This is a genomic window from Aeromonas simiae, from assembly GCF_014892695.1.
Classification (GTDB): Bacteria; Pseudomonadota; Gammaproteobacteria; order Enterobacterales; family Aeromonadaceae; genus Aeromonas; species Aeromonas simiae.
In genome coordinates this window covers 1813558-1826988 of the sequence record NZ_CP040449.1, presented here as the reverse complement: position 1 = coordinate 1826988, position 13431 = coordinate 1813558, and the positions used below count along the sequence as shown (strand labels likewise).

Below are 13431 nucleotides of genomic sequence, written 5' to 3'. Positions count from 1 at the left end.
TAGGAGAGAAGGGGCGTGGGCCGGATCACTTTGTGGTGATCCGGCGGGGGAGATCAATTGCAGTCGGTCGGGGTGCTGCCAGCCATGTTGGCCAGCGCTTGTGGATCGAGGACGGTGATGTATTTGCCCTTGACGCTGATGAGACCGGTCTTCTGGAAACGGCCGAGCAGGCGGCTGATGGTTTCCACCGTGAGGCCAAGATAGTTGCCAATGTCGCCACGGGTCATGGAAAGGCGGAACTCACGGGCGGAGAAACCCCGCTCGGAAAAACGCATCGACAGGTTGTAGAGGAAGGCGGCGAGACGCTCCTCCGCGTTTTTCTTGGAGAGCAGCAGGATCATCTCCTGATCGCCCATGATCTCATTGCTCATCAGGCGCATGATCTGCTGACGCAGCTTGGGCATCTTGCCTGAAAGGTCATCGAGGACATCGAATGGGATCTCGCACACCATCGCGGTTTCTAAGGCTTGCGCGAAAGAGGGGTGGGCCTGCTTATGAATCGCATCAAAACCCACCAGATCACCGGCCAGATGGAAGGCGGTGATCTGCTCATCCCCCTGCTCGGTGATGGTGTAAGACTTGATGGTACCGGAGCGGATGGCGTAGAGCGACTTGAGCTCATCACCTGCCTTGAACAGCTCTTCGCCCTTCTGGATCGGCTTTTTACGCTCGATGATGCTATCGAGCATATCCAGCTCATTGTCGTTGAGCGTGAAGGGGATACAGAGTTGGCTGATGCTGCAATCCTGGCAGTGGATGGCACAACCGCCGCTCTGCACGCGTCTGCCAGCTTTCTTTTCCGGTATCATAGGCGCTTCGAAAGAATTGATTTATGTCAAAGAGTCTACCATTAACCACCCACAGTTGGATAGAGTCCTAAAGGAGTCTAATTCCCACCCAGAGGGCATGCAGGCCGAACAGGATCAGCAAGATGGCACTGCCCAGGCGCAGGCTGCGCAGGGCGAGCCAGTAGCGCAGCCGATCGGCTAATCCTCCCAAGGCAAACAGGGTCGGCAGCGTGCCGATTCCAAAGCTGAGCATCACCAAGGCCCCCTGACCGGCGCTGCCGGCAGCGGCGCTCCAAGTCAGCATGGAGTAGACCATGCCACAGGGGAGCCAGCCCCATACCATGCCAAAAGGGAGGGCTGCCAGCGGGGTGCGTAGCGGCAGGCAGCGGTTGGCCAGAGGGCGGATCAGCGGCCACAGGCGGGCCCCGAGCCGTTCGATAGCCAATACCCCCTGCCACCAGCCAGCCAGGTAGAGCCCTACCGCCATCATCATCAGTGCGGCCACCAGTTGCAGGCCGACCAGGGCGTGACGGCTCTGGCCAAGTTCGGCCAGCGAAGCCAGCAGCCCGCCCGCAAGCGCCCCGGCCAGCACATAGCTGGCGATGCGCCCTGCGTTGTAGCAAAGCAGGTAGGCCAGACGCGGTGTGAAGCGCTGATGGTGGGCCGGAATGGCCATGGAGAGCGCCGCCGACACGCCGCCGCACATGGCAAAGCAGTGGCTGCTGGCGGCCAATCCCATTAAGAGGGCGCCGAGCAGATCAAGGTTCGCGCCGGTCATCCTGCGGCTCCTTGGTGGACGGCTCTTCGTCGTCAAACAGAATGCTCGAGCCTTGACGATCGAGATCCTCAAACTGCTCGGCACGGATGGCCCAGAAGAACAGTACCGCCGCGATGATGACGAACAAGATGGCGATGGGGATGAGCACGAAGATGATGTTCATAGCTTGCCGAGCCTCATGGAGTTGCCGACCACCACCAAGGAGCTAAGCGACATGCCGGCCGCCGCCAGGTAGGGAGGTAGCCAGCCACTGGCGGCCAGCGGCAGCACCAGCAAGTTGTAGCCGAGGGCCCAGGCGAAGTTCTGACGGATGATGCGCCGGGTGTGGCGGGCGAGGTGGCGCGCCTCCAGCAGCTTGGTCAGATCGTCGCCAAGCAAGATGGCATCGGCACTGTTTTTGGCCAGATCGGTGCCGCCGGCCATGGCGAACGAGGCGTGAGCGCCAGCGAGCACAGGGGCGTCGTTGATGCCGTCACCCACCATGATGCAGATATCTCCCTTGGCTTCGCGCCCCTTGAGGTAGGCGAGCTTGTCATCGGGGGTGGCCCCCTTGATCAGTGCATCGATCCCCAGTTCGCTGGCCACCCTGTCGGCTTGTGCCGAGCCATCGCCGGTGAGCATGGTGATGGCGAGCCCCTCCCGATGCAGCGCCTGAATGAGGCCGGGGGCATCGGGGCGCAGGGCATCGTCCAGCTCGAAGCGGGCCACCAGCAGCCCCTCCTCTTCCAGCCAGATACACAGGCCGCGCTCGAAGGCGGTGGGGGCCTTGAGCCAGTTGGCGCTGCCGAGACGATAGCGCTTGCCGGCGATGGTGCCGGCTACGCCATGGCCCGGAGTGAGGTGATAGTCGGCCACCGGGAGCGGCGCCTCATGGCGGCGAAAGGCGCGCGCGATAGGGTGTTCAGAGCGCGCCTCCAGGCTGGCGGCAATCCGCAGCAGCCGCTCGGCTGCCTCGGGCTGCATCGCCTGCACCCGGCTCAGGCGGATGGTGCCGCTTGTCAGGGTTCCGGTCTTGTCCAGCACCACCCGGGTGGCCTGGGTCAGCACCTCTAATACCTGAGCGCGGCGCAGCAGTATGCCGGCGCGGGTGAGGCGGGCGGTGGCCGAGGTCAAGGCGGTGGGGGTGGCGAGTGAAAGGGCGCAAGGGCAGGTGGCCACCAGTACGGCCAGGGTGATCCAGAAGGCCTTCTCGGGCGCGTGGACATGCCAGAAGGCCCAGACGGCGGCAGCGATGAGCAGTAGCGCCAAGATGAAGTAGCGCGAGAGGCGGTCGGCCATCACCGCCAATTGCGGTTTCTCCTCCAGGGCGGCTTCTTGCTGGCGCAGGATTTGGGCGATACGCGAGGCCGAGATGGGGCGGGAGACCTGTACCAGCAGCGGACTGTCGCTACAGAGGGTGCCGGCATAGACCGGCTCACCGGGGCGGCGAGCCACCGGCAGTGACTCGCCGGTCAGCATTGATTCATCTAGGCTAGCTGTCCCCTCGAGGATGAGGCCGTCGGCTGGCACGGTGGCGCCAGCCAGCACCCGGATGGTGTCTCCGACGGCCAGGGTCTTGGCCGCGACCAATTGCTCTTCGTTGCCGCTCACCCGTGTGGCCATCACCGGCACCATGCGTGCCAAGTTGGAGCTCGACTCCGAGGCCTTACGACGTGCCCGCAGTTCAAGCAGGCGGCCAAGCAGCAGGAAGAAGACGAACATGGTGATGGAGTCGTAGTAGACCTCGCCGGTGTTGAACACGGTGGCCCACATGGAGGCGAGAAAGGCGCCGATGAGGGCCAGCGATACCGAGACATCCATGGAGAGGTGCCCCTGTTTCAGGCTGCGCCAGGCCCCCACGTAAAAGGGTTGGGCCGAGTAGAGCATGATGGGGGTCGACAGCAGCAGGCTTATCCACTTGAAGTAGATGAGAAACTCCTCCTCCACGCTGACGAAGAGATCCATGTAGAGGGCGATGGAGCACATCATCACCTGCATCGAGCCGAGCCCCGCCAGCCCCATGCGGTAGAGGTAGCCCTTGACCTCGTGGGCGTAGCGCTCCTCCTGCCTGTGGGTCTGGAAGGGGTAGGCGCGATAGCCGACGGCGGCAAACCCCTTGAGGATCTCGCTTAACGGGAGTTGCTCGGGATCCCAGCGCACCCGAGCGCGGTGGGTGGTGGTATTGACGTTGACATAGCGCAGCCCCGGCAGGGTGAACAGATGGCGCTCGATGAGCCAGGCGCAGGCGGCGCAGGTGATCCCCTCGACGGTGAGCTGAATGTCGCGCTCGCGGCCATGCTCGCTGACAAAATCCTGCTGCACCTCGGCCAGATCGTAGTGGGCGAGGGCGGCCAGATCGGCCGGGAGCAGATCCCCTTTGGCGCCGGGAGCGCTGCGGTGCTCGTAATAGCTGGCCAGCCCGCAGCCGAGGATGGTGTCGGCCACCGCCTTGCAGCCGGGGCAGCAGAAAGGTTGCACCACGCCCTTTATCTCAAGGTCATAGCCGGGGGCGGTGACCGGTTCACCGCAGTGGAAGCAGGCGCTCATCTCAGCGCCCCTTGGGGTCGAAAATGTGGCCGTTCGCCAGGGGTAGGTGGACTGTCTCCTGCAAGCGCCACTCGCTGTCGAAGGCGTCGATGCGCACCTGCCACTTGCCGCTCAGGGGGGCGTCCAGATTCAGGCGATAGGTGCCGCTGCCGTCGGCCGTCAGCAGATAGGTGCTATCGCGTCCCGGCAGGGTGGGGTGAAAAAGAGAGAGACGCAGGGCCTGATGGGGGGGGATGGCGCCCGTCAGCTTGCGCAGGGTGATCTCGCGGCCGTTGACGGCCAGCACCATGGTGATGCCGAGCGCCTCGGCCCTGTCAAACTTGCTGAGATCCTGATTGATCTCCTTGCCCTGCTTGTAATAGTCCTCGGCCACCAGGTTGACCCCGTCGCGACCGGCGATGATGGCGGTGTAGATGCTGGCCACCACGGCGCACAGGGGCAGGAAGATGAGAAACCAGGGCCAGAATTGGCGATACCAGGGTTGGGGCATGAGCAACTACCGTGAAACGAATGATTAACCGCGCCGGTTAAAATTGGCCTCCCCAAGATAACAAAAAGCCCCGACGAGTCGAGGCCTTTTGCCGATAAGTCGCGGCAGAGTCACGCTTTTATGCTAGTGGGAGAGGCTGTAGACGTAAGAGGCGAGCAGGTGCACCTTGTCTTCTCCCAGCACCTCATGCCAGGCCGGCATCACGCCGTGGCGACCATAGGTGATGGTCTCCTCAACCGTTTGCCGCGAGCTGCCATAGAGCCAGCTATTGTTGGTCAGATCCGGGGCCCCCAGCATCGGGTTGCCCTTGCCATCCGGGCCGTGGCAGGCAGCGCAGATGGTGGCAAAACGCGCCTCGCCCTTCTTGGCCTGGATGGGGTTGACGGTGCGGCCAGAGAGGCTCAGCACATAGGCCGCCGCCTCCTTCACCCCGTCTTTGCCGAGCACGTCGCCCCAAGGGGCCATGATCCCCTGACGGCCGTTCATGATGGTGGTCTTGATCTGCTCAGGCTGGCCGCCCCACAGCCACTCGCCATCGGTCAGGTTGGGGAAGCCCTTGCCGCCACGGGCATCGGAGCCGTGGCACTGGGCGCAGTTTTGCAGGAACAGGCGCTGACCCACCTTAAGGGCGTTCGGATCGTTGGCTATCTGCTCGATGGCCTTGTAGGTCTTGCCGTCAGCCTCGTAGGTCAGCTCGCGGAACTTGGCGCCGTAGAGGGCGTCGGCCTTGGCCTGCTCGCGATCATACTGCACTGCCAGCCCCTGCTCGCGGGCGGCGGCGGTGGCCGCCTTGGAGTCGCTTAAGGAGCGCACGTCTTGGTTGGAGCTCTGCCAACCGAGCAGCCCCTTGAAGTTGCCAAGGCCGGGGTAGGCGATGAGATAAATGAGGCTGACCACGATGAGAATGATGAACAGATAGCTCCACCACTTCGGCAGCGGATTGTTGATCTCGGCGATGCCGTCGAAGGTGTGGCCCATCGGCTTACCCTCTTCGACCCCCATCTTATCCTTGAGGCACCACCACAGCAGGGCGAAGCAGCCCAGTATGGTACCGAGGGTGATCACGGTGACAAAAATACTCAACAGAGTGCTCATTCTTGTTTCGCTCCTGCGTTCTTATTCCCATCGCGGGTCGGCTCTTCGTCGGCGAAGATCAGGTTGGCGGCCTCATCGAAGCTCGCCTTGCGGCGTTTGCTGAAAGCCCAGAGGATGATGCCGACCATGAGGATGATCAGCAGCAGGGTGTAGAGGCCGCGGAAAGTGCCGTAATCCATATCCCTTGCTCCTTACTTGAGGGCCGTGCCGATGGACTGCAAATAAGCGATCAGGGCGTCCATCTCGCTCTTGCCCTTGACCGCCTCGCCAGCCCCTTGGATCTGCTCGTCGCTGTAGGGCACGCCGAAGTGATCGCGAAACAGGGCCAGCTTCTTGCCGGTCAGCTTGCCATCTAGCATGTTCTGCTCCAGCCAAGGGAAGGCGGGCATGTTGGACTCGGGCACGACCGAGCGGGGATCGCGCAGGTGGGCGCGGTGCCAGTCATCGGAATAGCGGCCGCCGACCCGGGCCAGATCGGGGCCAGTGCGCTTGGAGCCCCACAGGAAGGGGTGCTCCCAGACGCTTTCGCCGGCGACCGAGTAGTGGCCGTAGCGCTCGGTTTCGGCGCGGAACGGGCGGATCATCTGACTGTGACAGACGCTGCACCCCTCGCGGATATAGATGTCGCGCCCCTCCATCTGCAACGCGGTGTAGGGTTTGAGCCCCTCGACCGGCTCGGTGGTCTGCTTTTGGAAAAACAGCGGGGTGATCTCGACCAGGCCGCCCAGGCTAATGGCGAAGACGATCCCCAGCGCCAGCATCGGCACGCTCTTTTCAAATATCTCGTGGCGGTTGTTGTTGCTCATGACATTACCTCTTCAGTCAGGCCGGCTGGGCGATGGGCTCGAGCGAGCCTTTGGGGGCGGTGATGGTGCGATAGGCGTTGTAGGCCATCAGCAGCATGCCGGCCAGGAAGAAGCAGCCACCCAGGAAGCGCACGAAGTAGAAGGGGTAGGAGGCCTGCAGGGCTTCCACGAAGCTGTAGGTGAGGGTGCCATCCTCGTTGACGGCACGCCACATCAGCCCCTGCATCACGCCGGAGATCCACATGGCGACGATATAGAGCACGGTGCCGACGGTGGCCAGCCAGAAGTGGACATTGATAAGGCGCACGCTGTACATGCGGCTCTGGCCGAACAGGTTCGGGATCAGGTGATAGACCGAGCCGATAGAGACCATGGCAACCCAGCCGAGCGCGCCGGAGTGGACGTGACCTATGGTCCAGTCGGTGTAGTGGGAGAGGGCGTTGACCGTTTTGATCGCCATCATGGGCCCTTCGAAGGTCGACATGCCGTAGAAGGAGAGGGAGACGATCAGAAAGCGCAGGATCGGGTCATAGCGCAGTTTGTGCCAGGCTCCCGACAGGGTCATGATGCCGTTGATCATGCCACCCCAGGAGGGGACGAACAGGATGAGCGACATCACCATGCCGAGTGACTGGGCCCAGTCGGGCAGGGCGGTATAGTGCAGATGGTGCGGGCCGGCCCAGATATAGAGGGAGATGAGCGCCCAGAAGTGCACGATGGAGAGGCGGTAAGAGTAGACCGGTCGCCCGGCCTGCTTGGGCACGAAGTAGTACATCATGCCGAGGAACCCTGCGGTCAGCAGGAAGCCCACCGCATTGTGGCCATACCACCACTGCACCATGGCATCCATGGCTCCCGAGTAGAGGGAGTAGGACTTCATGGGGCTGAGGGGAACCTCCATGTTGTTGACGATGTGCAGCACGGCAACGGTGATGATGAAGGCGCCGAAGAACCAGTTCGCCACATAGATGTGGGAGGTGGTGCGCTTTATCAGGGTGCCGAAGAAGACGATGGCGTAGGCCACCCAGACCACAGTGATGGCCAGATCGATGGGCCATTCCAGCTCGGCATACTCTTTCGAGCTGGTATAGCCCTGTGGCAGGGTGATGATGGCCGAGAGGATGATGGCCTGCCAGCCCCAGAAGACGAACGCTGCCAGTGGCCCGCCAAACAGCCGGGTCTGGCAGGTGCGCTGTGCCACATAAAAGGAGGTGGCCATCAGGGCGCTACAGCCGAAGGCGAAGATGACGGCGTTGGTGTGCAGCGGGCGCAGGCGGCTGTAGGTCAGCCAAGGGGTGTCGAAGTTGAGGGCAGGCCAGATCAGTTGGGCCGCGATCAGTACGCCCACCGACATGCCGACAATCCCCCAGATGATGGTCATCACGGTGAATTGGCGGACAACGGTGTAGTTGTACTCGGGATGGGTTGTCGTATGGCTCATCGTTATATTCCGCTTCCGATGCTGTTGTTCTCAAACTGTGGTTCGGGTGGAACCGCTAGCAACTGGGTCAACGTGACGTCATTACCCGATCTGTTGCTCGTTGTTAATGAAACGAAAAGCAAAAGAGAGGGAAATGAAAACTCGCTGCTGATGATACTGAAGCAGTGGGTAAAATAACAGTATAAACAGTGATATATTTGGCTCAGAGCAGCGTCGTTACTGGCTTTTATCCATTCGTGGATTGAGGTGGCAATGGCCTGTTTTGACGGTTTTTTCAGTGTGGAAATGAGATGCAGGGCAAACTTACTCAACGGAAATTGTTACAAATTGTGATCATGTTGGCACTTTTGCTGGGACTGGTGGTGTATCGCACTCTCACCCCGCCGGTGACGACGCAGGTGCATGATGCCACGCCCTGCGATCTGTCACAGGGGGCGTGTCGCCTGCCATTGGGCGATAGCGCTGTGTTGGTGAGCAGCAGCGAGCAACCGATCCGTTCCGAGTCTCCTTTTCTGCTGCGCCTGCATGCGCCGGCGATCGCTCCGACAAACGCCTATATAGAGGGGCGCAGCATGTTCATGGGACGCATCCCGCTGCTGCTGCGGCAAGAAGGGGGGGATTGGGTCGCTGAGGGGATGGTGGGCGCCTGTACGCATGCCGGTATGGTGTGGCAAATCGTGGTCGAATTACCGGGCCATTCCCCCCTGATGATCCCTTTTTTGGTCGCTGATCAATGACAAGAGCATGAAAAATCATTTGAAATTTTTTCTGCGACAGTTAACGTGCATCCATTTCACCTCACGACATTAACCACATGAGTGACAAGAACGCCTTTTATTTGCGCCTGCAACAGCAGGTCAGCGCCCTCATTGAGGGGGAGTCGGACGCGATAGCCAACATGGCGAACATCAGCGCCCTGCTCAATCTTGAGCTGGAAGGGATTAACTGGGTCGGATTTTATATCCTGCGCGGCGACACCTTGGTGCTCGGTCCATTTCAGGGCAAACCGGCCTGCATCCGCATTCCGGTCGGTCGTGGGGTGTGCGGGACGGCAGCCGCCGAGAACGCGACCCAACTGGTCGCAGACGTGCACCAGTTTGCCGGTCATATCGCCTGCGATGCGGCCAGCAATTCGGAGGTGGTCATTCCGGTTCGTCATCAAGGTCGAGTGGTGGCGGTGCTGGATATCGACAGCCCACTTTTTAGTCGTTTCGATGCAAATGATGCGGCGGGTCTCGAGGGAATCGTGGCCATGTTGGAACGCGGTTGGTCATCCATCGCATGAGAAGTTCGCAAACCGGCCCAAGCTCTTTATAATGGGGCCTTTGTCGTACAGGGCTGAGCCCGGTCATTTTTAAGCCAAGGTTATACATGGAAAACACTGAAAAGCTGAAGAACAGTAAAGAGGTCATTGCCTATCTGGTGGAGAAGTTCCCCGCCTGCTTCATCGCCGAAGGGGAAGCCAAGCCGCTCAAGATCGGCATCTTCCAGGATCTGGCCGAACGTCTGACCGACGATCCCAAGGTATCCAAGACTCTGCTGCGCTCAGCTCTGCGTCAATACACCTCCAGTTGGCGTTATCTGCATGGCCTCAAGGCCGGTATGGCCCGTGTCGATCTCGACGGCAATCCCGGCGAGCTGCTGACCGAAGAGCACATCGAACATGCCAAGCAGGCACTGAAGGAGAGCAAGGACCGTGTCTTTGCCAGCCGTCGGGCCTCCAATGCTGCCGCCGGCAAGGCCGATAACGCCGACAAGGCGGACAAATCCGATAAGCCCAAGAAGCCCCGTCGTCCGCAGCCGCGCAAGGTGGCCGCTCCGGTGCTGACCCCGGTGAACGCTGGCGAGCTCAAGATTGAACAAGGCGTCAAGGTGGTTCTGGGTAAATCTCCGATGGCCGCCACCATCAAGGAGATCACCAAGGATGACGTGCAAGTTCAGTTGCAGACCGGCATGATGCTGCGTGTCAAATTTGAACACCTGGTCCTCTAAGGAGGCATTTTTTGAAGCAAGGCGTCATTCGTTATTCCATCATCGCCTGTAGCCTGGCCCTGGCCGGGTTTGCCCAGGCGGTCGAGCCCGTGCTCAAGGAGAGTGACCTGCCGGTTCTCAACCAGGAGAGTCAGCACGCCACTGCCAGCAAACGGATCACCAATCTGTTTACCCGCTCTCACTACAAGCAGTTCCAGCTGGATGCCGCCTTTTCCGGCCAGATCTTTGACAAGTATCTGGAGGGCCTCGATTACAGTCGCAACCTGTTTCTTGCGGCTGACATCGAACGCTTCGAGAAATACCGCAGCGGATTTAACAAGGATCTGGAGCGGGGTCGTCTCGATCCCGCTTATGACATGTTTAACCTGAGCCAGCAGCGTCGCTACGAGCGTTACGTCTATGCGCTCAAGCTGCTCGATACGCCGTTTGATTTCACCCAGAAGGACGAATACGTCTTTGACCGCGCCAAGTCGCCTTGGCCCAAGAGCAGCGACGAGCTCAACGAGCTGTGGCGGCAACGGGTTAAGTACGATGCCTTGAGTCTCAAGCTCTCCGGTAAGGAGTGGCCCGAGATCAAGGAGCTGCTGGCCAAGCGTTACAACAACGCCATCAAGCGCATGTCTCAGACTGAGAGCGAAGACGTGTTCCAGCTCTTCATGAACTCCTTCGCCCGCGCCATTGAGCCGCACACCAGCTACCTCTCCCCACGCAATGCCGACCGGTTTAACTCCGAGATGAACCTCTCGCTGGAGGGGATTGGCGCCGTGTTGCAGGCCGAGGATGACTTCACCATCATCCGCTCTCTGGTGCCCGGTGGCCCGGCCGCCAAGTCCAACCAGCTCAAACCCGATGACAAGATCACCGGGGTCGGGCAGGCGGACGGCAAGGTGGTCGATGTCATCGGCTGGCGCCTCGATGAGGTGGTCGATCTCATCAAGGGGCCCAAGGGGAGCAAGGTGCGCCTTGAGATCCAACGGGGCAAGGGGGCCACGGTCAAGACCGAGGTCATCGAGCTGACCCGTGACAAGGTGCGTCTGGAAGACAGGGCCGCCAAGTCCAAGGTGCTGAGCGCCGAGGGCAAGAAGATCGGGGTCATCGAGATCCCGAGCTTCTACGTCAACCTGCACGAGGATGTGATCAAAGAGTTGGCCACCCTCAACAAGCAGAAGATTGACGGCTTGGTGGTCGACTTGCGCAGTAACGGTGGCGGCGCCCTGACGGAGGCCTCCGCCCTGAGCGGCCTGTTCATCAATGCTGGCCCCGTGGTGCAGATCCGCGATCACATGGGGCGGATCACCGTCAACAGCGATGATGATGGTCAGGTCTACTACGGCGGCCCGATGAGCGTGCTCATCGATCGCTACAGCGCCTCGGCTTCTGAGATCTTCGCGGCAGCCATGCAGGATTACGGCCGCGCCGTCATCATCGGTGAGAACTCGTTTGGCAAGGGCACGGTGCAGCAGCACCGCAGTCTCGCCAAGGTGTATGACTTCTACGACGAGCCGCTTGGCCACGTCCAGTACACCATCGCCAAGTTCTACCGCATCGACGGTGGCAGTACCCAGAACAAGGGGGTGGTGCCGGACATCGCCTTCCCGACGGCCATTCCCCATGAGGAGACCGGCGAGAGTCAGGAGCCCAATGCCTTGCCGTGGGACAAGATTGCCTCGGCGCGCTATCAGCGGGTAGGGAGCTTCTCGTCCCTGCTGCCTCAGCTTGACGAGCGTTATCAGGCCCGCGCCGCGCGCGATCCGGAGTTTGCCTACCTGCAACAGGACATTGCCGAATACAAGAAGGAGAAAGACAGAAAGTCGGTCTCCCTCAATGAGGCAGAGCGCCGTGCCGAGCAGGAGAAGCAAGATGCGATGGCCCTGGTGCGTACCAACGAGCGCTTAAAGCGCATGGGTAAGCCGCAGGTGAAATCCCTAGATGCGCTGCCGGCTGACTATGAGGCGCCGGATGCCTTCTTGCAGGAGGCGGCGTATATCACCGCCGATCTCAGCAGTCGGATCACGGGAAAGAAAAAGGGTTAAATGCCCACAAACAAAAACGGCCAACAAATGTTGGCCGTTTTTTTATCCATCAGCGGATCAGCGAGCGCGCTTGAGCGAGAGCTGCACCGAGCCCACCGGTCGGCAGCAGCAGGGGAGGCACTCTCCGCTGGCCACGAAGGCCAGCGGTGTTTGCAGGTAGTCGACGGTCCCGGCCAGCAGCGGTGTGCGGCAGGCGCCACAGTAGCCGCTGCGACACTGATATTCGACCTCGATACCGTGGCGCTCGAGAGTCTCGAGCAGGGTTTCCCCCGGTGCCGGCTGCATGGGGCCCGCCTCGGTGTGGATCCGCGGACGTTGCTCGACGTCCAGCGGGCGCGCGATCACCGTCATCAGAGTTCGAAGTCGCCGAGATCTTCGTGGCTTACCTCACTGTCGATCTGGCCGACCAGGTAAGAGCTGATCTCGACCTCCTGTGGGGCCACCTGCACGTTGTCGGAGGAGAGCCAGGTGTTGATCCAGGGGATCGGGTTCTGCTTGGCGGCGAAGGCCGGTTGCAGGCCGACCGCACTCATGCGCAGGTTGGTGATGTACTCGACATACTGGCACAGGATGTCCTTGTTCAGGCCGATCATGGAGCCGTCTTGGAACAGGTATTCGGCCCACTCCTTCTCCTGGATGGCGGCCTCCTTGAACAGCGCGAAGCACTCCTGCTCGCACTCTTGGGCAATCTCGGCCATCTCGGGGTCGTCGTTGCCGCTGCGCATCAGGTTCAGCATGTGCTGGGTGCCGGTCAGGTGCAGCGCCTCGTCGCGGGCGATGAGCTTGATGATCTTGGCGTTGCCCTCCATCAGCTCGCGCTCGGCGAAGGCGAAGGAGCAGGCAAAACTGACGTAGAAGCGGATTGCTTCCAGCGCATTGACACTCATCAGGCACAGATAGAGCTTCTTCTTGAGCGTGCGCAGGGTCAGGTGCACTGTCTTGCCGGCAATGGTGTGGGTTCCTTCACCGTGCAGATTGTAAACGGCAGTCGCCTCGATCAGGTCGTCATAGAAGTGGCTGATGGAGCTGGCGCGCTTTAGGATCTGGTCGTTGGTCACGATGTCATCGAACACCAGCGCCGGATCGTTGACGATGTTGCGGATGATATGGGTATAGGAGCGGGAGTGAATGGTCTCGGAGAAGGACCAGGTCTCGATCCAGGTCTCCAGCTCCGGCAGCGACACCAGCGGCAACAGGGCGACGTTGGGGCTGCGTCCCTGAATGGAGTCGAGCAGGGTCTGGTACTTCAGGTTGGAGATGAAGATGTGCTGCTCGTGGGGGGGGAGGGCCTGGTAGTCGATGCGATCGCGCGATACGTCCACCTCTTCAGGGCGCCAGAAGAAGGAGAGCTGCTTTTCGATCAGCCGCTCGAAGACTTCGTGCTTCTGTTGATCGTAACGAGCCACATTGACCGGCTGGCCGAAGAACATGGGCTCTTTGAGCTGGTCATTCTTGGTTTGACTGAAGGTGGTGTAGGCCATG

16 protein-coding genes are annotated in these 13431 nt (G+C 60.8%); 5 read left to right on the top strand and 11 right to left on the bottom strand.

All coding sequences use genetic code 11. The annotated features are described in order from the left end of the window. Positions 1 to 53 precede the first annotated feature (53 nt). From FE240_RS08665 to ccoN, 9 genes are all read right to left on the bottom strand, one after another. Positions 54 to 809, bottom strand: a complete 756-nt coding sequence (locus FE240_RS08665; RefSeq protein ID WP_042045223.1) for an FNR family transcription factor — start codon at positions 807 to 809, stop codon at positions 54 to 56. A gap of 67 nt (positions 810 to 876) precedes the next feature. Next, the gene (locus tag FE240_RS08660; RefSeq protein WP_193004181.1) at positions 877 to 1566 is read right to left on the bottom strand and encodes a sulfite exporter TauE/SafE family protein; all 690 of its coding nucleotides are present in this window, start codon (positions 1564 to 1566) and stop codon (positions 877 to 879) included. After that, a complete protein-coding gene (gene ccoS / locus FE240_RS08655) occupies positions 1547 to 1729 on the bottom strand; it encodes a cbb3-type cytochrome oxidase assembly protein CcoS (protein ID WP_193004180.1) in 183 nt (60 codons plus the stop codon). The genes FE240_RS08660 and ccoS overlap by 20 nt, the downstream gene beginning before the upstream one ends. Further along, complete coding sequence (locus tag FE240_RS08650) at positions 1726 to 4092, bottom strand: heavy metal translocating P-type ATPase (protein WP_193004179.1); 2367 nt, start codon at positions 4090 to 4092, stop codon at positions 1726 to 1728. Before FE240_RS08650 ends, ccoS begins: the two co-directional genes overlap by 4 nt. A gap of 1 nt (position 4093) precedes the next feature. Next, complete coding sequence (locus FE240_RS08645) at positions 4094 to 4582, bottom strand: FixH family protein (protein WP_193004178.1); 489 nt, start codon at positions 4580 to 4582, stop codon at positions 4094 to 4096. A 123-nt stretch (positions 4583 to 4705) separates the two neighbouring features. Then, positions 4706 to 5677: a cytochrome-c oxidase, cbb3-type subunit III gene (gene ccoP / locus FE240_RS08640; protein WP_193004177.1), complete on the bottom strand. Its 972-nt coding sequence runs from the start codon at positions 5675 to 5677 to the stop codon at positions 4706 to 4708. Next, complete coding sequence (locus tag FE240_RS08635; protein ID WP_193004176.1) at positions 5674 to 5856, bottom strand: cbb3-type cytochrome oxidase subunit 3; 183 nt, start codon at positions 5854 to 5856, stop codon at positions 5674 to 5676. The genes ccoP and FE240_RS08635 overlap by 4 nt, the downstream gene beginning before the upstream one ends. A 12-nt stretch (positions 5857 to 5868) precedes the next feature. Beyond that, complete coding sequence (gene ccoO, locus FE240_RS08630; RefSeq protein ID WP_042045216.1) at positions 5869 to 6483, bottom strand: cytochrome-c oxidase, cbb3-type subunit II; 615 nt, start codon at positions 6481 to 6483, stop codon at positions 5869 to 5871. 16 nt (positions 6484 to 6499) lie between these two features. After that, a complete protein-coding gene (gene ccoN / locus FE240_RS08625) occupies positions 6500 to 7924 on the bottom strand; it encodes a cytochrome-c oxidase, cbb3-type subunit I (RefSeq protein WP_193004175.1) in 1425 nt (474 codons plus the stop codon). On the opposite strand from ccoN, the gene FE240_RS08620 reads away from it, so the two are divergent. The 5 genes from FE240_RS08620 to prc all read left to right on the top strand — a co-directional run bounded on the left by FE240_RS08620 (position 7916) and on the right by prc (position 11949). Next, positions 7916 to 8101 carry a hypothetical protein gene (locus FE240_RS08620; protein ID WP_193004174.1) on the top strand — a complete coding sequence of 62 codons (186 nt, stop codon included), beginning with the start codon at positions 7916 to 7918 and terminating at the stop codon, positions 8099 to 8101. The two genes, ccoN and FE240_RS08620, sit on opposite strands and share 9 nt — an antisense overlap. Before the next feature lie 158 nt (positions 8102 to 8259). Further along, positions 8260 to 8661: a hypothetical protein gene (locus FE240_RS08615; RefSeq protein WP_193004173.1), complete on the top strand. Its 402-nt coding sequence runs from the start codon at positions 8260 to 8262 to the stop codon at positions 8659 to 8661. A 77-nt stretch (positions 8662 to 8738) separates the two neighbouring features. Further along, on the top strand, positions 8739 to 9209 hold the full coding sequence (locus tag FE240_RS08610; protein ID WP_193004172.1) for a GAF domain-containing protein: 471 nt from the start codon (positions 8739 to 8741) through the stop codon (positions 9207 to 9209). Between the two features lie 86 nt (positions 9210 to 9295). Beyond that, positions 9296 to 9916 carry an RNA chaperone ProQ gene (proQ, locus tag FE240_RS08605; protein ID WP_193004171.1) on the top strand — a complete coding sequence of 207 codons (621 nt, stop codon included), beginning with the start codon at positions 9296 to 9298 and terminating at the stop codon, positions 9914 to 9916. 11 nt (positions 9917 to 9927) lie between these two features. After that, positions 9928 to 11949 (top strand): carboxy terminal-processing peptidase, encoded by a 2022-nt coding sequence (gene prc / locus FE240_RS08600; RefSeq protein WP_193004170.1) that lies wholly within the window; start codon positions 9928 to 9930, stop codon positions 11947 to 11949. Positions 11950 to 12006: 57 nt separating this feature from the next. Here prc and yfaE read toward each other — a convergent pair whose 3' ends face one another. Both yfaE and nrdB read right to left on the bottom strand, forming a co-directional pair. Continuing rightward, positions 12007 to 12300 (bottom strand): class I ribonucleotide reductase maintenance protein YfaE, encoded by a 294-nt coding sequence (yfaE, locus tag FE240_RS08595; RefSeq protein WP_042045209.1) that lies wholly within the window; start codon positions 12298 to 12300, stop codon positions 12007 to 12009. After that, complete coding sequence (nrdB, locus tag FE240_RS08590) at positions 12300 to 13430, bottom strand: class Ia ribonucleoside-diphosphate reductase subunit beta (RefSeq protein WP_193004169.1); 1131 nt, start codon at positions 13428 to 13430, stop codon at positions 12300 to 12302. The genes yfaE and nrdB overlap by 1 nt, the downstream gene beginning before the upstream one ends. Between the last annotated feature and the right edge of the window lies 1 nt (position 13431).